At 71.6% G+C, this 18,708-nt stretch carries 16 protein-coding genes; 9 read left to right on the top strand and 7 right to left on the bottom strand.

Going from position 1 to position 18,708, the window contains the following annotated elements:
* Positions 1 to 31 precede the first annotated feature (31 nt).
* Positions 32 to 2,242, top strand: coding sequence for a 1,4-alpha-glucan branching protein GlgB (gene glgB, locus NDW01_RS20830; RefSeq protein ID WP_252822936.1), 2,211 nt, complete (start codon positions 32 to 34; stop codon positions 2,240 to 2,242).
* 207 nt (positions 2,243 to 2,449) lie between these two features.
* Positions 2,450 to 4,342 (top strand): Xaa-Pro dipeptidyl-peptidase, encoded by a 1,893-nt coding sequence (locus NDW01_RS20825; protein WP_252822935.1) that lies wholly within the window; start codon positions 2,450 to 2,452, stop codon positions 4,340 to 4,342.
* A gap of 62 nt (positions 4,343 to 4,404) precedes the next feature.
* Here the strand turns inward: NDW01_RS20825 and NDW01_RS20820 are convergent, their stop codons facing one another.
* From NDW01_RS20820 to NDW01_RS20805, 5 genes are all read right to left on the bottom strand, one after another.
* Entirely contained in the window at positions 4,405 to 5,256 is an 852-nt protein-coding gene (locus NDW01_RS20820; protein ID WP_252822934.1) for a hypothetical protein, read from the bottom strand.
* Between the two features lie 53 nt (positions 5,257 to 5,309).
* Entirely contained in the window at positions 5,310 to 5,441 is a 132-nt protein-coding gene (locus NDW01_RS43045) for a hypothetical protein (protein ID WP_256512611.1), read from the bottom strand.
* 261 nt (positions 5,442 to 5,702) lie between these two features.
* Positions 5,703 to 6,194, bottom strand: a complete 492-nt coding sequence (locus tag NDW01_RS20815) for a hypothetical protein (protein WP_252822933.1) — start codon at positions 6,192 to 6,194, stop codon at positions 5,703 to 5,705.
* Positions 6,191 to 6,838 (bottom strand): TetR/AcrR family transcriptional regulator, encoded by a 648-nt coding sequence (locus NDW01_RS20810; protein ID WP_252822932.1) that lies wholly within the window; start codon positions 6,836 to 6,838, stop codon positions 6,191 to 6,193. Before NDW01_RS20810 ends, NDW01_RS20815 begins: the two co-directional genes overlap by 4 nt.
* Positions 6,839 to 6,912: 74 nt before the next feature.
* Complete coding sequence (locus NDW01_RS20805) at positions 6,913 to 7,332, bottom strand: hypothetical protein (protein WP_252822931.1); 420 nt, start codon at positions 7,330 to 7,332, stop codon at positions 6,913 to 6,915.
* A gap of 78 nt (positions 7,333 to 7,410) precedes the next feature.
* Between NDW01_RS20805 and NDW01_RS20800 the strand changes: the two genes are divergently transcribed.
* The gene (locus NDW01_RS20800) at positions 7,411 to 8,133 is read left to right on the top strand and encodes an SDR family oxidoreductase (RefSeq protein WP_252822930.1); all 723 of its coding nucleotides are present in this window, start codon (positions 7,411 to 7,413) and stop codon (positions 8,131 to 8,133) included.
* An 8-nt stretch (positions 8,134 to 8,141) separates the two neighbouring features.
* Here the strand turns inward: NDW01_RS20800 and NDW01_RS20795 are convergent, their stop codons facing one another.
* The gene (locus tag NDW01_RS20795; protein WP_252822929.1) at positions 8,142 to 8,951 is read right to left on the bottom strand and encodes an NUDIX domain-containing protein; all 810 of its coding nucleotides are present in this window, start codon (positions 8,949 to 8,951) and stop codon (positions 8,142 to 8,144) included.
* A 187-nt stretch (positions 8,952 to 9,138) separates the two neighbouring features.
* On the opposite strand from NDW01_RS20795, the gene NDW01_RS20790 reads away from it, so the two are divergent.
* From NDW01_RS20790 to NDW01_RS20780, 3 genes are all read left to right on the top strand, one after another.
* Positions 9,139 to 11,130: a glycosyl hydrolase family 18 protein gene (locus NDW01_RS20790; protein WP_252822928.1), complete on the top strand. Its 1,992-nt coding sequence runs from the start codon at positions 9,139 to 9,141 to the stop codon at positions 11,128 to 11,130.
* A gap of 154 nt (positions 11,131 to 11,284) precedes the next feature.
* Entirely contained in the window at positions 11,285 to 12,994 is a 1,710-nt protein-coding gene (gene sppA / locus NDW01_RS20785) for a signal peptide peptidase SppA (RefSeq protein WP_252822927.1), read from the top strand.
* 64 nt (positions 12,995 to 13,058) lie between these two features.
* Positions 13,059 to 13,535, top strand: coding sequence for a flavin reductase family protein (locus tag NDW01_RS20780; protein ID WP_406567745.1), 477 nt, complete (start codon positions 13,059 to 13,061; stop codon positions 13,533 to 13,535).
* Positions 13,536 to 13,587: 52 nt separating this feature from the next.
* Here the strand turns inward: NDW01_RS20780 and NDW01_RS20775 are convergent, their stop codons facing one another.
* Positions 13,588 to 13,878, bottom strand: coding sequence for a ribbon-helix-helix domain-containing protein (locus NDW01_RS20775; protein WP_252822925.1), 291 nt, complete (start codon positions 13,876 to 13,878; stop codon positions 13,588 to 13,590).
* 404 nt (positions 13,879 to 14,282) lie between these two features.
* Here NDW01_RS20775 and lanKC point away from each other — a divergent pair, with 404 nt between their 5' ends.
* Genes lanKC through NDW01_RS20760 form a run of 3 tightly spaced genes read left to right on the top strand, consistent with a single transcriptional unit; the run spans position 14,283 to position 18,651 of the window.
* The gene (lanKC, locus tag NDW01_RS20770; protein WP_252822924.1) at positions 14,283 to 16,844 is read left to right on the top strand and encodes a class III lanthionine synthetase LanKC; all 2,562 of its coding nucleotides are present in this window, start codon (positions 14,283 to 14,285) and stop codon (positions 16,842 to 16,844) included.
* Between the two features lie 6 nt (positions 16,845 to 16,850).
* Positions 16,851 to 16,964, top strand: coding sequence for a SapB/AmfS family lanthipeptide (locus NDW01_RS20765; protein ID WP_252822923.1), 114 nt, complete (start codon positions 16,851 to 16,853; stop codon positions 16,962 to 16,964).
* Between the two features lie 55 nt (positions 16,965 to 17,019).
* A complete protein-coding gene (locus NDW01_RS20760) occupies positions 17,020 to 18,651 on the top strand; it encodes an ATP-binding cassette domain-containing protein (protein WP_252822922.1) in 1,632 nt (543 codons plus the stop codon).
* Positions 18,652 to 18,708 lie beyond the last annotated feature (57 nt).

Below are 18,708 nucleotides of genomic sequence, written 5' to 3'. Positions count from 1 at the left end.
CGTGGGCATACGAGAACATCTGAGGAGCGTCATGGCGCGGGTCACCAACGACGAGATCGACCGGTTGATCGGCGGAGATCATCACGACCCCCACAGCGTGCTCGGCGCCCATCCCGGGCGCGACGGCATCACCGTTCGCGCGTTGCGGCCGCTGGCCACCACGGTCAAGGTGGTCCTCCCGGACGGTGCCCGGCATCCGATGCGCCACGTGCACGAGGGCGTCTTCGCGGTCACGCTGCCGGCCGACGCCTCCCTCGCCGGGGACGAGCCCCAGGCGGTGCCGGACTACCGGCTGGCGGTGGCGTACGACGGGCCCGAGGTGATCCAGGACGACCCGTACCGGCACCTGCCGACCCTCGGCGAGCTCGACCTGCACCTGATCGGCGAGGGCCGGCACGAGGAGCTGTGGAAGGTCCTGGGCGCGCACACCCGCACGTACGCCTCGGTCTTCGGCCCGGTGTCGGGCACCTCCTTCGCGGTGTGGGCGCCGAACGCCCGCGGAGTACGGGTCATCGGCGACTTCAACCACTGGGACGGCCGGGCCCACCCGATGCGCTCGCTCGGCGCCTCGGGCATCTGGGAGCTGTTCATCCCGGACGTCGGCGACGGCACGAACTACAAGTTCGAGCTCCTCGGCGCCGACCGGGTCTGGCGGCGCAAGGCCGACCCGATGGCGCGGTACGCCGAGCGGCCCCCCGCCACCGCGTCCACGGTCTTCACCTCCTCCTACGAGTGGGAGGACGACGAGTGGATGACGCGCCGCAAGTCCTACGACGCGCTGCACTCGCCGATGAGCACGTACGAGGTGCACCTCGGCTCGTGGCGCGCCGACCTCGGCTACCGCGAACTCGCCGACCAGCTGGTCGGCTACGTCACCGAGATGGGCTTCACGCACGTGGAGTTCCTGCCGGTGGCCGAGCACCCGTTCGGCGGCTCCTGGGGCTACCAGGTGACGTCCTACTACGCCCCCACCTCCCGCTTCGGGAACCCCGACGACTTCCGCCACCTCGTCGACCGGCTCCACCAGGCCGGCATCGGCGTGATCATCGACTGGGTGCCGGGCCACTTCCCCAAGGACGAGTGGGCCCTGGCCCGCTTCGACGGCACGCCGCTGTACGAGCACGCCGACCCGCGCCGCGGCGAGCAGAAGGACTGGGGCACCCTCATCTTCGACTTCGGCCGCGCCGAGGTCCGCAACTTCCTGGTCGCCAACGCGAACTACTGGCTGGAGGAGTTCCACGTCGACGGGCTCCGCGTCGACGCCGTCGCCTCGATGCTGTACCTGGACTACTCCCGCGCCGAGGGCGAGTGGACGCCGAACATCTACGGCGGCCGGGAGAACCTCGAGGCGATCGACTTCCTCAAGGAGATGAACGCCACCGCCTACAAGCGCTCCCCCGGCATCGTGACGATCGCCGAGGAGTCCACCGCCTGGCCGGGCGTCTCCCGCCCCACCCACCTCGGCGGGCTCGGGTTCGGGTTCAAGTGGAACATGGGCTGGATGCACGACACGCTGGCCTACCTCGAGCGGGACCCGCTCTACCGGGGCTACCACCACCACGAGATCACGTTCTCGATGGTCTACGCGTACTCGGAGAACTACGTGCTGCCGCTGTCGCACGACGAGGTCGTGCACGGCAAGGGCTCCCTGCTGGGCAAGATGCCCGGCGACGAGTGGCAGCGGTTCGCCAACCTGCGGGCGCTGCTGGCGTTCATGTGGGCGCATCCGGGCAAGCAGCTGCTGTTCATGGGGCAGGAGTTCGGCCAGGGCGCGGAGTGGGCCGAGTCCCGCTCCCTCGACTGGTGGCTGCTGGACGAGGCCGAGGACAACTTCCACGTCGGCGTACGACGCCTGGTCCGCGACCTGAACCACACCTACACCGCGTCGCCCCAGCTGTGGACGATGGACACCGACCCGGCGGGCTTCCGCTGGATCGCCGCCGACGACGTCGCGGGCAACGTCATCTCCTTCCTGCGGTACGGCCCGAACGGCTCGCCGCTCGCCTGCGTCGTCAACTTCTCCGGCCTCCCACACGAGAACTACCGGCTCGGCCTGCCCTGCGCGGGCCGCTGGCGCGAGGTGGTCAACACCGACGCGTACGAGTACGGCGGCAGCGGGGTCGGCAACCTCGGCGCGGTCGAGGCGGTCGAGGATCCCAGCCACGGGCTGCCGGCCTCCGCCTGCCTGCGGGTGCCTCCGCTCGGCGCCCTCTGGCTCGCCCCGGAGACCCCTGCGCAGTGACGCGCTCCCGCGCGGAATGACCGTCGTGGCCGTGCCGGTGGCGCGGCCACGACGGAACGGCGCGGCCGGTGCCGCGCGAGTGGCGATGATCACCGGGCCACATGTGGCAATGATGTTGTGGGAGAGCCTCGCGGTGCGAGAGATTTCGCGCGCAACCCCAGGAGGTAGCGCGTGCGGATCTCAGCACGGCGAGGAGTTCTCGCCTCAATGGCAGTCGCGGCCGCCCTCACGGCGACCGGGGCGCCCGCCGCCCACGCGGCGAAGAAGCCGACGATCAAGGTGGCGGACGGGGTCACCCAGCCCGTCTTCTCGTACCAGAACGCCATCCGGGAGTTCGTCCGGGTGCAGTCGAGCGTCGACTCCGACGGCGACGGCAAGAAGGACCTGATCCGGGTCGACATCATCCGGCCGAAGGAGACCGACGCCGGCTTGAAGGTGCCCTCGATCATCGACGAGAGCCCGTACTACGACAACCTCGGCCGCGGCAACGAGGGCGAGCGCAAGACGTACGACGCGAACGGCAACCCGGCGAAGTTCCCGCTGTTCTACGACAACTACTTCGTGCCGCGCGGCTACGCCGTCCTGCAGGTCGACATGGACGGCACCACGAAGTCCGACGGCTGCCCCACCTCCGGTGGCGCGTCGGACGTGCTCGGCGGCAAGGCCGTCATCGACTGGCTGGGCGGCCGGGCCAAGGCCTTCGACGCCCAGGGCAGGCCGGTCAAGGCCACCTGGTCCACCGGTCACGCCGGCATGATCGGCAAGTCGTACGACGGGACTCTCGCCAACGCCGTCGCGGCCACCGGCGTCAAGGGTCTGGACACCATCGTGCCGATCTCCGCGATCAGCTCCTGGTACGACTACAGCCGCATGAACGGCGTGATCTGGTTCAAGGGCGAGGAGGACGGCCTCGCGCAGGTGGTCGACACCGACCCGCCCGCCAAGTGCGCCGCCGTCCAGCAGCGGCTCACCCAGGGCCAGGACGACGCCACCGGCAACTACAACGCCTTCTGGAACGAGCGCAACTACCGCACCGGGCCGATCGCCGACGCGAGCAGGGTGCACGCCAGCGTCTTCGCGGTCCACGGGCTGAACGACCTGAACGTCAAGCCCAGCCAGTTCTCCACCTGGTGGGCGGCCCTGGCGAAACGCGGAGTGCCCCGCAAGGTATGGCTGTCGCAGTACGGCCACGTCGACCCGTTCGACTTCCGCCGCGACGTCTGGGTGGACACCCTGCACCAGTGGTTCGACCACTGGCTCTGGAAGCTGCCGAACGACATCATGAAGCAGCCGCGCGCGGACGTCGAGGTCGGGCCCGACCAGTGGGCCACCCAGTCCGACTGGCCCGCGCCGCACACCCGGCAGCTCAGCCTGCGCCCCCAGGCGGACGGCTCCCTCGGCCTCAAGGCCGGCACCGGCGTCGGCACCTACAGCGACACCAAGCAGGCCGAGGACGACGCCGTGTCCGACCCGACCACGGCGAAGCCGTACCGGCTGGCCTACACGACCCCGCCGCTGAAGACCGACGTACGGCTGTCCGGCACGCCGCGGGTGAGCCTGAAGATCAAGCTCGACAAGCCCACGGCGAACCTCGGCGCGCTGCTCGTCGACTACGGCACCGACACCCGGGTGAACTACCTGGGCGCCGGATCGGGCGTCAAGACGCTGACCACCCAGGACTGCCACGGTGAGAGCACGGCCACCGACGACGCCTGCTACTACAAGGTCGTCACGGACACCGTGACCTCCGACGTCAACGTGGTGACCCGCGGCTACCTCGACGCGCAGAACCGCACGTCACTCAGCCACCCGTCGCCGCTGACGCCGGGCAAGACCTACACGGTCCGCTGGAACACCCTGCCGCAGGACTACCGCTTCAAGGCCGGGCACCGGCTCGCCCTGGTCCTCATCGGCACCGACGCCGACACCCAGGACGACGACGCCACCGGCGCGGCCGTGACCGTCGACCTGGCCGGCAGCCAGATCACCCTCCCGGTGATCATCGGCGGCTCGTTGTCGACGCCGTCCTTCTCCGCCCAGCAGAAGTGGCGCGGCCCGACCCACGTCGTGCTGCCCAAGCAGCCCCGCCAGTTCCGCTGATCCGCGAATGAGACGGGCCCCGGGACGTGATCGTCCCGGGGCCCGCTCGCGTACAGACGCCCTCAGCCGAGCACGTCCTCGATGGAGTCCGCCGTGGCCGCCCGCCGCCCCCACTCCACGAGCTGATCGAGATCAGCGCACTGTTCGATCCGCGCCCGCGCTTCATCCGGCACTATGACTCCCCGGGCGGACAGTACGTCGAGGATGATCTCCACCCGCCCCTCACGCCGCCCCTCACGGACGGCGTTGCGGAAGAACTCGCTCTTGTATTCGCCGGTTGCGGTCTTCATCAATCCCTCCAGAAGATCCCGAGCCGCCCGAGGAAGCACGGCGATTACCTCGTCTATTAAACCCTGTGCCCTCTGAGCATCGATGGTCTTCATGCACTGCAGCAATGCTTCAAAGACCTTGGGACCGTCGGGGCCCGGGCCGTGCACCACGGCGGACAGGGCGGCGAGCTCCGGGACGGGGACCGTCTGTCCGTCCGTGAGGACCGGGACCTCGTCCGGGCCGAGGACGAGCGGGCGCAGGACGAGTCCCGGATGACCGAGCAGGATGGGCTCGCGAGCCCAACCGGCCACGCGTTGCTTCGGGGAGATCACAAAGAGCACGGTCGGACAGCCCAACCGGGCGCGGGCGGTTGCGACGTACGCCGGCCAGGTCAGGCGCTTCTGCGGGTCCTGGCGCCGCTGCACCTCCACGATGACGGCAAGCTCCGCGCGATCGCTCCCGAGCGTCACGACGGCATCGGCGTGATAGGAAACCGGCTTGTGCTCGCTGAGGTCAGCGGACTCCAGGCGCGCGTGGGCGGTCGACGGCACCAGCCCCTTGCACACGCAATCCAGCAGGTCAGCCGCGAGCGCGGGACGCTCCCGGATCAACTCCAACACCATCTGGTGGTCACGACTGGGCACGAGTCGAACACTAGAGGTAGTTGATCGACTACGCAAAGCAGCGACAAAGGGGCTCAGCGCCGTGCGGGCCGGATCAGTCCGGCGTCCGTGCGGACCTGGCGGGAGAGCAGGTCGGCGAAGGCGGCGGTGAGGGGGTCCGGGCGGATTCGGCTGTAGGCGCTGAGGACGGCCGCGGTGCCCGCCAACGGTCCTCTGGCCGACCTGGACCTCGCCGCGGTCCAGCGGGCCTTCGCCGCCAAGGTGATAGGTCCCCTGTTTCGTGGCCATCACGGTCCGCTCGGGAGAGGGCCGCCAGGCGGCCACCCCGGAGAAGAAGGTGAAAGACCCGCCCTCGTTCACCTGCCCGGCCAGGTGCTTGGCGAGGAACCGGCACCGTGCTGCACGTCGACGGCGGCGGCCGGCTCGTCTGAGGACCATCATGGACTCGTGGTGCCGCTCGCCCGCGGTCAGCGGGTGCGGGCGGGCCGGGCGGGCCGGGGGTCCGGCTGCGGGAGACGGCCGGCGCGGCGGGTCATGACCAGTTGCTGGGCCGCGAGGGTCACACCGAGTCCCAGCCACAGGGCATCGAGGTCGATCGGCTCGTCGAACACCGCGTGCCCCAGCGCGGTGAGCACGAGCCGGGTGGCGATCGTCGCCAGCCACAGCAGCAACGTGACACCGCCGCCCCGCCGGTAGACGACGCCGTCCCGGTCCCGCCACATCCGCATCGTCCGGCCGCGCAACGCGCCGAAGAAGGCGGAGGCGATCAGCGAGACGACGAGCAGGGTGATGCCCGCGGTGGTCGCCCGGGCGGGTCCCGGCGGAACGAGGCCGCGGGCGACGCAGAGCAGCACCCAGATCCAGGCCTGCCACCGCACCGGCCGCGTCGCGAACTGCAGGACGATGACGAGCGCGGTGATCCCTACCGCGAGGGCGACGTCTAACGTCACGCCGTTCACCGGTCCTCCTCGTCCCGGGGCACCAGCCCGGAGTCCTCCGTCATGTAGCCGGCGAGCACGGTCGTCAGGCTCGACCGGAAGGCGGCCTGCCTGGCGGGGTCGGCCGGGTCGTGGCCGAGCGCGGAGAGCCAGGACCGGCCGCCGATGGCGTAGCCGTAGGAGGCGGCCAGGCCGAGCAGGACGACCGCCTCGATCCGGTCCCGTCCCGGGACCTCCGGTCCGGGCAGTGCCGCGCGGATGCCCCGTTCCATGGCGTCGACCAGCTCCCGCAGGCCCTGGTCCGCCATGCCCAGGTCGGCGTGCAGTTCGGCCCAGGCGAACAGGCGTACGTACCGTTCGTCGGCGAGCGCGTCGAACAGGACGCCCATCATGCCCGTGGCGGTCGGCACGCCCGCCTCGGCCCGGATCCGCTCGCGTACGCGGTCGCGCAGCAGTGCGTTCTCGCGCCGGAGGACCTCACGGACGAGGGCGCCGTAGGTGCCGAAGTAGTGCGTCACCAGGCCGTGCGTGACGCCGACCGCCTCGGCCACCTGCCGGAGGCCGGCACCGTCCGGTCCGCGCTCGGCGATCAGCGCCGCCGCCGCGGCGAGGATCTCCTCGCGCGCCTCGTCGGGCGAACGGCGCCTGCGCCGTGGTGCCGTCACCGGGGCCTCCTATTGTCAAGTTGGACAATAACACGGCCGACCGGCACCGATCCGCGTCTTCGGTGGGATCGGGGTCAGGGCAGGCGGTCCAGGAGCCACGTGGGGCCGACGACCGAGGCGCCCGCCGCCTCGGCGCGGCGTCGCAGCCCGCGGTCGGCGGTGACGACGGTGCGCTGCTCTCCCGCCTCGGGTGCGGCCAGCCGGGCGATCGTGTCGTCGCCGCTGCCCGGCGCCTCGACGACGCGCACGCCGGGCACGCCCGGCACGCCACGGGCGGCGCCCTCCGTGACCAGGATGACCTCCGGCTGAACGGTGCCGGAGCCGGCCCCCGGCAGTCCCTCCACCGCGCCGAGACGGGCGAGCCGGTCACGCAGGCGCGTCGCCGCACCGGCCCGGTCGCGCCACCAGCCGTCGGGCGTGGCGCCCACGACGTTCGCCCCGTCGACGATCAGAACCGGTCTCCGGGGCGCCTCGCCCGGGTGCTGTTCCGTCATAGCGCCACCATTCCCGAGCGCCCCGGTCCCAAGCGACGGGCTTGACTTCGAGCGCGCTCTAAAAGATTCGATCGTCGCATGGCATCGAAACTGGCCCTGGTGACCGGGGCGAACAAGGGCATCGGGTTCGAGATCGCTCGCGGGCTGGCACGGCACGACTGCGCCGTGCTGGTGGCCGCCCGTGATCGGGCACGAGGCGAACAGGCGGTCGCCGCACTGAGGGATGACGGCGGTGAGTTCCACTACGTGCGGGTCGACGTCACGGACGCGTCGTCGATCGCCGAGGCGGCGGGCTGGATCGAGGAGCGCTTCGGCCGGCTCGACATTCTGGTGAACAACGCCGGAATCACCGATCGGCCCGTTCCCGGGCCACCGAGTGAGACGGACCTGCCGGCGATGCGTGCCGTGTACGAGACGAACGTGTTCGGGGTCGTGGCCGTGACGAACGCGTTGCTGCCGCTGCTGCGGCGCTCCCCGGCGGGGCGGATCGTCAATGTGTCCAGCGGGCTCGCGTCGATCAGCGCCTACGCGGCCCCGGACTCGGCGATGCCGCCCTACCTCGCGTACGCATCGTCCAAGTCGGCGCTGAACGCGATCACGGTCCAGTACGGCAAGGAGCTGCGGGACACCGCGATCAAGGTCAACGCCTGCGAGCCCGGTTACACCGCCACCGACCTGAACGAGCACCGGGGACTGCGGACGCCCGCGCAGAGTGCCAAGGTCGCCATCGACCTCGCGCTGCTGGGCGAGGACGGACCCACGTGCGGTTACTTCGACGAGAACGGCCCACTGCCCTGGTGAGGGAGCGCTCAGGAGAGGAGGCCGAGCAGCCAGCCCGGGTCGGCGGCCGTCGCGCCCGCCGCCTCGGCGCGGCGGCGCAGTGCCGGGTCGCCGGTGACGACGACCCGGTGCTCGTCCGGAGCCCGCGGCGCGACGAGCCGCGCGAGCCCCTCCGCGCCGTCCCGGACGGCGATGATTCGTACGGCGGAGTCCTCTTCCTCGATGGGGGCGGCGTCCTCGGCGGCGAGGACGATCTCGGGGAAGGAAAAGTCGGCGATGGCGCCGGGGAGGTTCGGGACCGGGCCGAGCGCGGCGAGCCGGTCACGGAGCCGGGCGAGGTCGGTTCCCGCTCCGTCGAGGGCGGCGGCGTGGACGACCAGGACCGGCCGGACGAGCGCGGCGCGGAGCCGGGGCCAGCCGTCGGCGAACGCCGGGAACAGCCTCCTGCCGGGGACCTGGTCGACGTGGACCCAGGCGACGGCCGCCGTCTCGAACGACGCCCGGCGGACGTCGGGCCGCGCGGCGACGGACGCGATCACCGTCTCGTACGACCAGCCGCCGTGGTACTCGCCGATGAGGCCGTGCACGCGGACGACGGACGGGTCGAGCGTGCTCTCCTCCCCGGCCTCGCGCAGCGCACCGGCGACCGCGTCCTCGTGGCTGTGCCGCGCGCCGCCGAGGAGGCCCCAGGTGCCGCCGCCGATGGAGAGGCGGGCGCGTTTCTGGAGGAGCACATGGGGCTCCGGAGCCAGGTGGTACAGGAGCAGGCCGGCCGCGCCGTGGCGTCCCCAGTGCCGGTGGCCCGCGTCGCAATTCACCCATCCGTCCCCGTCGCCCATACCAGTGAGGGTAACGGGCAGGTAGGGACGGCTGCCGACGAAAACCACCCTTACCACCCGGCTGACCACTGGTTTTTCAGGCATTGACGGCGTCTCCCGACCGAGTTAGCTTCCGAGCACTGAAAAGAAAGTTTCTTTTCAGTGAGTACGGCGCCGTGCTCCTCCCGCCAGTCTCTGAGGAGCCAACTTGAGACGGATCATCCTCCGGCTCGTCGTCGCGTTCGCGGCGACGGCCCTCCTCGCCCTGCCCCACTCGACCCCGTACGCCCGCGCGGCCACCGCCCCCACCGCCACCTTCAGCAAGGACTCCGGCTGGGGCACCGGCTACCAGGGCAAGTACACGATCACCAACGGCGGCTCCACGACGCTCACCGGCTGGAAGGTCGAGTTCGACGTGCCCGCCGGCGGCTCGGTCGGCGCGTACTGGGACGCCCTGATGACCCAGAGCGGCACCCACTACACCTTCACCAACCGGGAGTACAACGGAACGCTCGCGCCGGGCGCCTCCGCGAGCTTCGGCTGGACCGGCGCTCCCGAGTCGGCCACGCCGATCAACTGCAGGCTCAACGGGCAGCCGTGCGACGGCAGCGGAGGAGGAGGCGGAGGCGGCGACACCTCACCGCCGACGGCGCCCACCGGTCTGCGCGTGACCGGCACGACGTCGAGCTCGATCAGCCTCTCCTGGACCGCGTCCACCGACGACGTCGGCGTCACGGGCTACCGGGTGTACGAGGGGTCCACGGTGGTGGCGACGACGACCTCCACCAGCGCCACGATCGGCGGCCTCGCCGCGAGCAGCAGCCACACCTACTCCGTGACCGCGCGGGACGCGGCGGGGAACGAGTCCGCCAAGAGCGCCACCGTGTCCGGCACGACGCAGCCCGGCGGCGGTGGCGGGGGCACCTACCAGAAGGTGGGCTACTACCCCCAGTGGGGCATCTACGGCCGCAACTTCTGGATGAAGAACCTCGACACCGACGGCGCGGCCGGGAAGCTCACCGTGCTCAACTACGCGTTCGAGAACCTCGACCCGACCAACCTGACCTGCGCCGAGACCACGAAGGGCACGACGTCCAACCCGGAGGACCCCGACCAGGGCACCGGCGCGGGTGACGCGTACGCCGACTACGGGGCCTCGGTGTCGGCGGCCAACAGCGTCGACGGCGTCGGCGACACCTGGGACCAGAAGCTCAAGGGCAACTTCAACCAGATCAAGAAGCTGAAGGCGAAGTACCCGAACCTGAAGGTCCTCGTGTCGATCGGCGGGTGGACGTACTCCAAGTTCTTCTCCGACGCCGCCAAGACCGACGCCGGGCGTAAGAAGCTCGTCAGCTCCTGCATCGACATGTTCATCAAGGGCAACCTGCCCGCGTCGTCCGACGGCACCGGCGGGCCGGGCACCGGTGCGGGCGTGTTCGACGGCATCGACGTCGACTGGGAGTGGCCGGGCAGCCCGGACGGGCACCCCGGCAACCACTACGACCCGAGCGACAAGGCGAACCTCACCGCGCTGCTGGCGGAGTTCCGCAGCCAGCTGAACGCCCTCGGCAGCGGATACCTGCTGACCGCCTTCACCCCCGCCGACCCGGTCAAGGTGAACGCGGGCTGGGACCTGCCGGCGATCTTCAACTACCTCGATTTCGCCAACGTGCAGGGCTACGACTTCCACGGCTCGGGCAGCGACAACTCCTGGGAGCCGAACCGCACCGGCCACCAGGCGAACCTGTACGTCGACCCGGACGACCCGTACTCCACCCACTTCAGCGTCGACTCGGCCGTGAAGGTCTACACCGACGCCGGAGTGAACACCCGGAAGCTCACCATCGGGATCCCGTTCTACGGCCGGGGCTGGCAGCAGGTGGCCGACGGCGGCAAGAACGGCGAGTGGCAGACGGCGAACGGCGCGGCGCCCGGCGACTTCCCCGAGGAGGCGGGCACACGCGGGTACAAGAACATCGCGGCCAACGTCCCGGGCTGCACCGTCTACCACGACGAACAGGCCGTCGCGACGTACTGCTACACGGGCGCGAACGGCCAGTGGTGGTCCTTCGACGACCCCTGGTCGATCGGCAAGAAGACCGACTACATCAAGTCCAAGAACCTGCTCGGCGCGATGATCTGGGAGATGTCCGGTGACACCGGCCCCCTGATGACCGCCCTCGACAGCGGCCTTCACTGATCCGTACGGGCCGGCGCTCTCTCCAGGAGCGCCGGCCCTTCACCACCTCTCCGGGAGCGCCGGCCCTTCACCGCCTCTCCGGGAGTGGCTGCCCTTCGCGGCTGCGCACCGGGACTCGTCCCGGCCCTCCCGTACGCGGCATAGGGTTGGGCCCATGGTGGATGCCGGAGCAGTGGTCGACCTGCTGAAGGACGCACGGGAGCGGCGCACCGCCCCGCTGATACTCGAACTGGACCTGACCGACGGGCTCGTCGAGGGACCGCCCGCCGACCCGGTGTCCGCGGTGATCTCGATGCGCCGGGCGCACCTGCGGGACGTCCTGGACGGGCTGCGCAAAGGCCGTTCGGACCCCCGCGTCAGGGCCCTGCTCGTACGGATCGGCGGCAACCGGCTCGGCCTCGCCGTGGCCCAAGAGCTTCGCACGGCCGTCCAGGCGTTCCGTGACGCGGGGAAGCTGACGGTGGCGTGGGCGGAGTCCTTCGGCGAGACGGGCCGTGGGACCGTTCCGTACTACCTGGCGACCGCGTTCGAGCGGATCTACCTGCAGCCGTCCGGGGACCTCGCGCTGACCGGCGTGGCGCTCGAGGAGCCGTTCTTCAACGAGGCCCTCGAAAAGGCCGGGATCACGCCGCGCTTCGCCAAGCGGCACGAGTACAAGACGGCCGCGAACACCTTCACGGAGCGCTCGTACACCGCCGAGCACCGGGAGATGTCCGATCGCATCGTCTCCTCCATCGGCGAGCAGCTGATCGCGGGCGTGGCGGCCGGGCGCGGGCTGCCGGAGGACCGCGTCCGCGAGCTGATCGACCGGGCGCCGCTCCTGGGCCCCGAGGCCCTCGAGGCGGGGCTGGTCGACCGGCTCGCCTACCGCGACGAGGTCTACGCCGAGGTACGCGCCGCGGCCGGTGGTCCCGGCGCGGAGGCCCGGCTGCGCTACGTCGCGCGGTACAACCGGGCCCAGGGGGTGAGCAAGCGGATTCCCCGCCCCCAGCAGGACGTCGTCGCGCTGATCCAGGGGCACGGTCCCATCCGGCTGGGCCGTAGCGGCCGCAGTCTCCTGCCGGGGCAGAGCGCGTCGATCGGCTCGGACACCGTCGCGGCGGCGTTCCGCGCGGCGGTCGGGGACGACAAGGTCAAGGCCATCGTGTTCCGGATCGACAGTCCCGGCGGTTCGTACGTCGCCTCGGACACGATCTGGCGCGAGGTGATCCTCGCCCGCAAGGCCGGCAAGCCCGTCATCGTGTCGATGGGCAACGTCGCGGCCTCGGGCGGCTACTTCGTCGCGGCTCCCGCCGACGTCATCGTGGCGCAGCCGGGCACGCTGACCGGCTCGATCGGAGTCGTCATCGGCAAGCCGGTCGTCGGTGACCTGCTCGACCGGCTCGGGATCGGGCTCGGCAGCGTGGAGCACGGCGCGCACGCCCGGATGTACGCGCCGACGCGCGACTTCACCGACGAGGAGTGGTCGCGGGTCAACACGTTCCTCGACCGGGTCTACGACGACTTCGTCGGCAAGGTCGCCGAGGGCCGGGGGCTGTCCCCCGAGCGCGTGCACGAGCTGGCACGGGGACGGGTGTGGACCGGCGCCGACGCCCACGAGCGCGGGCTGGTCGACCGGCTCGGCGGCCTGGCCCACGCCGTCGACCTGGCGCGGAAGAAGGCCGGGCTGGCCACCGACGCGCCGATCCGGACCTACCCGCGCGTCTCGACGCTCGACCGCCTGCGCCCGGCCGAGTCCAGCGACGACCGTACGGCCGCGAGCGCACGCGTCGACGCGTGGGGACCGCTCACCGGCGTCGCCGCCCGTCTGGGCCTGCCCTCCGGTGGCCCGCTGATGCTGCCGGGTGCCTGGGAGATCCGCTGATGGCGGATGCGCCGACGGTGGCCGGCCGGGTGTCCGTGCCGGCCACGCGGTGACCGTGGGCGAGGTGGCGCCGGCCGAGTTCACCGAGGCGCTGGCCGCGTTCGCGACCGGCGTCGTGGTCGTGACCGTACGGGACGGGCGCGACGACATCGGTACGACGCTGACCGCGTTCGGCTCCGTCTCCCTCGACCCGCCGATGGTCCTGATCGGCGTCGGCACCGGCTCGTACCTCGGCGAGGTCCTGCAGCGGTGCGACCGCTGGGCCGTGACGGTGCTGTCCGCGGCCCAGCGCGTGATCGCGGGCCGGTTCGCGGCGGCGGGCCGGCCGAGCGCCCGGCTGCTCATCGCGGGTGAGCCCCACCACCGGGGCGCGGATTCGGGCGCACTGGTGATCGAGGGAGGATCGGCCGCCCTGGAGTGCGAGACCCGGCAGCGCGTTCCGGCGGGCGACCACGTCCTCTTCATCGCCGAGGTCCTCGCGATCGACTACGTCGACGCGGGACGGCCGCCTCTGATCCGCGTCAACCGCCGCTACCGCTGACGCTCCCCGGGTCGGTTCTCTCCGTGAAGGCATGGGGAGCGAGTGACCGGCATCAGAAGAATTTCAGGCGCTCGATGTCCGTGGATTCGGCTTCCCGGATATAGACGGCGCCGCCCTCATTCATGACCTTTTCCAGGAACGCATAGACCTGGAGCGCCCGGTTGATCACATCGGTCTTGGTGTCCTGGGTCAGCCGGACCACCTCGTCGAGCGCTGCGGCCGAACGCGGGGTCAGATTCACGGTGACCCGCTCCAACGGGCTCTGGGAACGGCCGGCCGCGGACGCCTTCCCCCGCTCCGGTTCCCCCGTCGCGGATCCCGGCGTCTCAGGCATGGCGTCCATCCGCCTCTCTGCTCGCGGGCCGGAGGGCCGGCAGGCGGCCCACCACTGCCACCGCGGCCTCGACACAGCCGGTGTTCCCGCTGCGCGTGCTCGTACGCCACGGGGTCACCAGGGTCGGCGAGCCGGCCGGAGCGCCGCGCCCCGCACGTGGGTCTCCCGGCCGGGACGGCGCCGCGGACGCGCGGGGATACCGTGGAGTAGCCATTCTCCGGAAAGGCACCTATCTGCACAGATACCGCATGGGATGACTTGTCCCGGCTGATAGTCCCATGTCGCCATAGGACATGTTCACGGGTCATTCGTGACACTTGTCCCTAGGCGACCCATCGAGCCCCCTGCCATTCTTTCTTCTCGTAGCGCCCGGGAAACACCCGACCAGCCCATCCCGAGCAGAGGACGCAGCGGTGGAAAAGCAGTACGAACTGTATTGCCAGAAAGACAGGCTCTTCTATGACGTCCTGGACGGTCAGGAGCGCCCGGCTTTCGCCATCGCCGACGAGATCCTCCCCGAAGGGTGGCAGCGAGTTCGCCGGAATGAATGGCTCATCTACGTTCCGCCGGCCCAGGACATTCCCCAGCAGGGTTGGAAGATCCACGTCTCCGCGTGCCACGATAACGCCGAAGGCGTGCTGACCCGGGTCCGTGACTACTGCGTCCCCAGGACGATCTCGTTCAAGCACCTGCGCAGTTCCGAGGTCCTTTTCATGCGCAACGCGAAATACGCGCCGCGCGGCGGAAGCGGGAAACTCGTCACCATCTACCCCCGCGACGAGGCCGAACTCGAGCGGATTCTCGACGACCTCGGCGAGATTCTGGCGGGCGAGCCGGGACCGTACATCCTCACCGACCTCCGCATCGGCGACGGCCCTCTCTATGTGCGCTACGGCGGTTTCATGGAACGCCATTGCAAGGACGAGGACGGGCGACTCGTCTCGGCCATCGAGGACGGGAACGGCCGGCTCGTGCCGGACCGCCGTGATCCGGTCTTCCGGGTGCCGGACTGGGTCACCGTGCCGGACTGCCTGCGACCGCACCTCGACGCCCGCGCCGCCGTGACGATGGCCGGCCTGCCGTACCGCGTCACCGAGGCGCTGCACTTCTCCAACGGCGGAGGCGTCTACGCCGCCGAGGACACCCGGACCGGGGAGCGCGTCATCCTCAAGGAGGGCCGGCCGCACGCCGGGCTCGCCGCCGGCGGCGCCGACGCGGTCACCCGGCTCCGCCGGGAGCACGAGATGCTGCAGCGGCTCGCCGGAGTCGACGGCGTGCCCGCGGTCCACGACTACTTCACCCTCGGCGACCACGAGTTCCTGGTCCAGGAGTTCGTCGAGGGGCGGCCGCTCAACACCTTCTTCGCCGAACGTCACCCGCTCCTCGACCCGGAACCCGATCCGGACCGGATCGCCGAGTACACGGCGTGGGCGCTGAAGATCTACGAGGGCACCGAGCGCGTCGTCGAGGCCGTGCACGCGCGTGGCGTCGTCTTCAACGACCTGCACATGTTCAACATCATGGTGCGGCCGGACGACACGGTCGCGCTGATCGACTTCGAGACGGCGGCGCCGGTCACCGACGAGGGCCGGCAGATCCTCGCCAACCCCGGCTTCCTGGCCCCGCCCGACCGCCGGGGCGCCGCGGTCGACCGGTACTGCCTGGCGTGCCTGAAGCTGGCGTTGTTCGCCCCGCTGACCACGATGCTCCAGGTCGACCGTACGAAGGCCGCCCATCTGGCCGACGTGATCGGCGAATGGTTCGCCCTGCCCGAGGGGTACCTGGAGTCGGCCGTCGAGGAGATCTCCCGCGACGCGGCCACGGGAACCCGGCTCGTCGGAGTACGCCCCTCCCTGCGGCCCGACCCGGCCGGCTGGGAGGACGCGCGCTCGGCACTGAGCAGGGCGATCCTCGCCAGCGCGACGCCCGAGCGGGACGACCGGCTCTTCCCCGGCGACATCCAGCAGTTCGGCGGCGGCGCGCTCGGCCTGGCCTACGGCGCGGCGGGCGTCCTGTACGCCCTGGACGTCACCGGCTGCCCGGTCGAGCACACGGACTGGCTGATCCGGCACGCGACGAACCCGGAACCCGGCAGCGGCCTCGGCCTGTACGACGGCCTGTACGGCGCCGCGTTCACCCTCGCGCACCTCGGTCACCTGGAGGCCGCGGGCAAGGTCGTCGATCTCTGTCTCGGCGAGCGGTGGGAGCGTCTCGGCACCGACCTGTACGGCGGGCTGCCGGGCGTCGCGCTCACGCTGGAGCGGCTGGCCGGCCCGCTGGAGGCCCCGGCCCTGCGCGACGCGGCGGCGAAGGCGGCCGAGATCGTCGCCGACCAGGTCCTGGCGGCGACGGAGGCCCCCGCACGACCGGGCCTGCTGCGCGGCATGGCGGGCCCCGCCCTGATGTTCATCCGGTTCTACGAGCACACCGGCGACCCGAACCTCCTCGACCTCGCCGCGGCGGCCATCCGGCTCGACCTCCGGCGATGCGTGACCGACAAGGAGGGCGCGCTGCACGTCGAAGACGGGTCGCGGATCCTGCCGTACCTCGGCCGGGGCAGCGTCGGAATCGGCCTGGTGATCGACGACTACCTCGCGCACCGCGAGGACGAGCGGTTCCGCGAGGCCCGTGAGGGGATCCGGCTCGCCGCCAAGTCGGTCTACTACGCCCAGGCCGGGCTGTTCGGCGGCCGCGCGGGGATGCTGCTCCACCTCGCCCGGCAGGGCGATCCCCGGATGGCGGCGCACATCCGCGACCTGGCGTGGCACGCCCTCTCGTACGAGGACGGCCTGGCGTTCATCGGGGAGAACCTGCTGCGGCTCTCGATGGACCTGGGCACCGGGACCGCCGGCGTCCTGCTCGCGCTCGGCGCGGCACTGCACGACCGGCCGGTCCACCTGCCGTTCCTCGCGGCACCAGAGCCACCCGCGAGAACCCTCGCGGGTGTCGGAGACACGGACACGGTGAGGAGGTGAATCACGATGACGCTTCTCGACATGCAGGGCATGGAGTCCACCCCGGGTGGTGGCGGCGAGGCCAACAGCAGCCTGAGCCTGCTGTGCCACAGCTCCAACAGCATCACGCTCTGCCTCTAATGAAATACGCATGGCACCGGGAGCCATGGCTCGGGCCATGCGGGCAGGGAGACCGATGACGGCGAGTGGGCTCGTGATTCGGGCGATCCGCGACGGCGGCGTCTGGGCGAGCCTGCTCGCCGTCACCTCTTTGCTGCGGGCGGGAGCGGAGACGCTCCTGCCGGCCGTCCTCGGCCGCACCGTGGACGGCGTTCTGCACGACGGCGGGACGTCCACCTGGCCTCTCGTCTACGCCGCCCTGGTGGCCGCGGCCATGACCGGGGACGTCCTCACCGAACTCGCGATCGGGACCAGCGCGGCGGCCGCGACCGCACGGATGCGGCACCGCTTCGTACGCCGCCTGCTGTCCCTCGGCCCCTCGGCCGGGCCGCCCGGCCTCGCGGCGGGCGACATGACCAGCCGGGCCGTCACGGCCACCACCGACACCGGCCTCGCCCCGTCCGCCCTCGTCCTCACGGTCACCGCCGTCCTGCCCCCGGTCGGCGGAATGATCGCCCTCCTGCTGATCGACCCCTGGCTGGCGCTGGCGTTCGCGGTGGGCCTGCCGCTCATCATCGCGGTGCTGAACGCGTTCGTCCGGGACACCTCCGCCGTCGTCGGCCGCTACCTGGCCGTCCAGGGCACGATCGCCGGCCGGCTCGTCGAGGCCCTGGCCGGCAACCGGACGGTCGCGGCCGCCGGAACGGCCGACCGCGAGACCGCCCGGATCCTCCAGCCCCTCCCCGAACTCGCCGAGTACGGGCACCGGACCTGGCGGGTGCAGGCGGCGACCGCGGGAAGGGGCACCCTCGCCGTCCCGCTGCTGCAGCTCGCGGTCCTGGCCGTCGCGGGGTACGAACTGGCGGCCGGGCGGCTGACCCCGGGCGGCCTGCTGGCCGCCACCCAGTACGCCGGGCTCGGCGCGGACGTCGGCCCGGTGATCGTCCAGCTCGGCCGGCTGGCCCGCGCCCGCGCCGGGGCCGCCCGCCTGCTCCCGGTGCTCGACCGGGAGCCGCCCGCGTACGGCACCGCCTCGCCTCCCGAGGGGCCCGGGTGCCTGGAGTTCCGCGGGGTGTCGGCCGCCCCGGCGATCGAGCGTCTGGATCTCACCGTCCCCGGCGGCCGTGCCGTCGCCGTCGTCGGCCGGTCCGGATCGGGCAAGTCGGTGCTGGCCGCGCTGGCCGGCCGCCTCGCCGAGCCGGACGCCGGCGAGGTCCTGCTGGACGGCGTACCGCTGCGGGACCTGAGCCACGCGGCGCTGCGGAGCGCGGTCGGCTACGCGTTCGCCCGGCCCTCCCTGTTCGGCGCGACGATCGCCGAGGCCATCGGCGGGGAGGCCGTCCCGGCGGCCCGCGCGGCGCGGGCGGACGGGTTCATCCGCCGCCTGCCCGCCGGTTACTCGACCCCTCCGGACTCCGCTCCGCTGTCCGGCGGTGAGCTGCAACGACTCGGCCTGGCCCGCGCGTTCGCCCATCCCGGGCGGCTGCTGGTCCTCGACGACGCGACCTCCAGCCTCGACACCGTCACCGAGGTGCAGATCGGCGAGACCCTCACCCGCGATCCACGCACTCGCCTGATCATCGCGCACCGGGCCGCGACCGCGGCCCGGGCGGACCTGGTCGCCTGGCTCGACGGAGGGCGGATCCGCGCCTGCGCACCGCACCGGGAACTGTGGGCCGACCCGGAGTACCGGGAGGTGTTCCGGTGACCTTCCGGCGGCGCACGCGTCTCACCGGCACGCGGGTGCTGGTCACCACCCTGCGGC

Origin of the sequence: Actinoallomurus soli (assembly GCF_024055715.1) — a bacterium.
Classification (GTDB): Bacteria; Actinomycetota; Actinomycetes; order Streptosporangiales; family Streptosporangiaceae; genus Actinoallomurus; species Actinoallomurus soli.
The sequence above is the reverse complement of the archived record's forward strand: the minus strand, read 5'-3'. Positions and strand labels throughout refer to the sequence as shown.

What these genes read in the sequence shown, in the direction of transcription:
- glgB (WP_252822936.1), top strand. Translation starts at nt 32, where the DNA reads ATGGCGCGGGTCACCAACGACGAGATCGACCGGTTGATCGGCGGAGAT.
- NDW01_RS20825 (WP_252822935.1), top strand. Translation starts at nt 2,450, where the DNA reads ATGGCAGTCGCGGCCGCCCTCACGGCGACCGGGGCGCCCGCCGCCCAC.
- NDW01_RS20805 (WP_252822931.1), bottom strand. Translation starts at nt 7,332, where the DNA reads ATGACGGAACAGCACCCGGGCGAGGCGCCCCGGAGACCGGTTCTGATC.
- NDW01_RS20800 (WP_252822930.1), top strand. Translation starts at nt 7,411, where the DNA reads ATGGCATCGAAACTGGCCCTGGTGACCGGGGCGAACAAGGGCATCGGG.
- NDW01_RS20795 (WP_252822929.1), bottom strand. Translation starts at nt 8,951, where the DNA reads ATGGGCGACGGGGACGGATGGGTGAATTGCGACGCGGGCCACCGGCAC.
- sppA (WP_252822927.1), top strand. Translation starts at nt 11,285, where the DNA reads ATGGTGGATGCCGGAGCAGTGGTCGACCTGCTGAAGGACGCACGGGAG.
- NDW01_RS20775 (WP_252822925.1), bottom strand. Translation starts at nt 13,878, where the DNA reads ATGGACGCCATGCCTGAGACGCCGGGATCCGCGACGGGGGAACCGGAG.
- NDW01_RS20765 (WP_252822923.1), top strand. Translation starts at nt 16,851, where the DNA reads ATGACGCTTCTCGACATGCAGGGCATGGAGTCCACCCCGGGTGGTGGC.
- NDW01_RS20760 (WP_252822922.1), top strand. Translation starts at nt 17,020, where the DNA reads ATGACGGCGAGTGGGCTCGTGATTCGGGCGATCCGCGACGGCGGCGTC.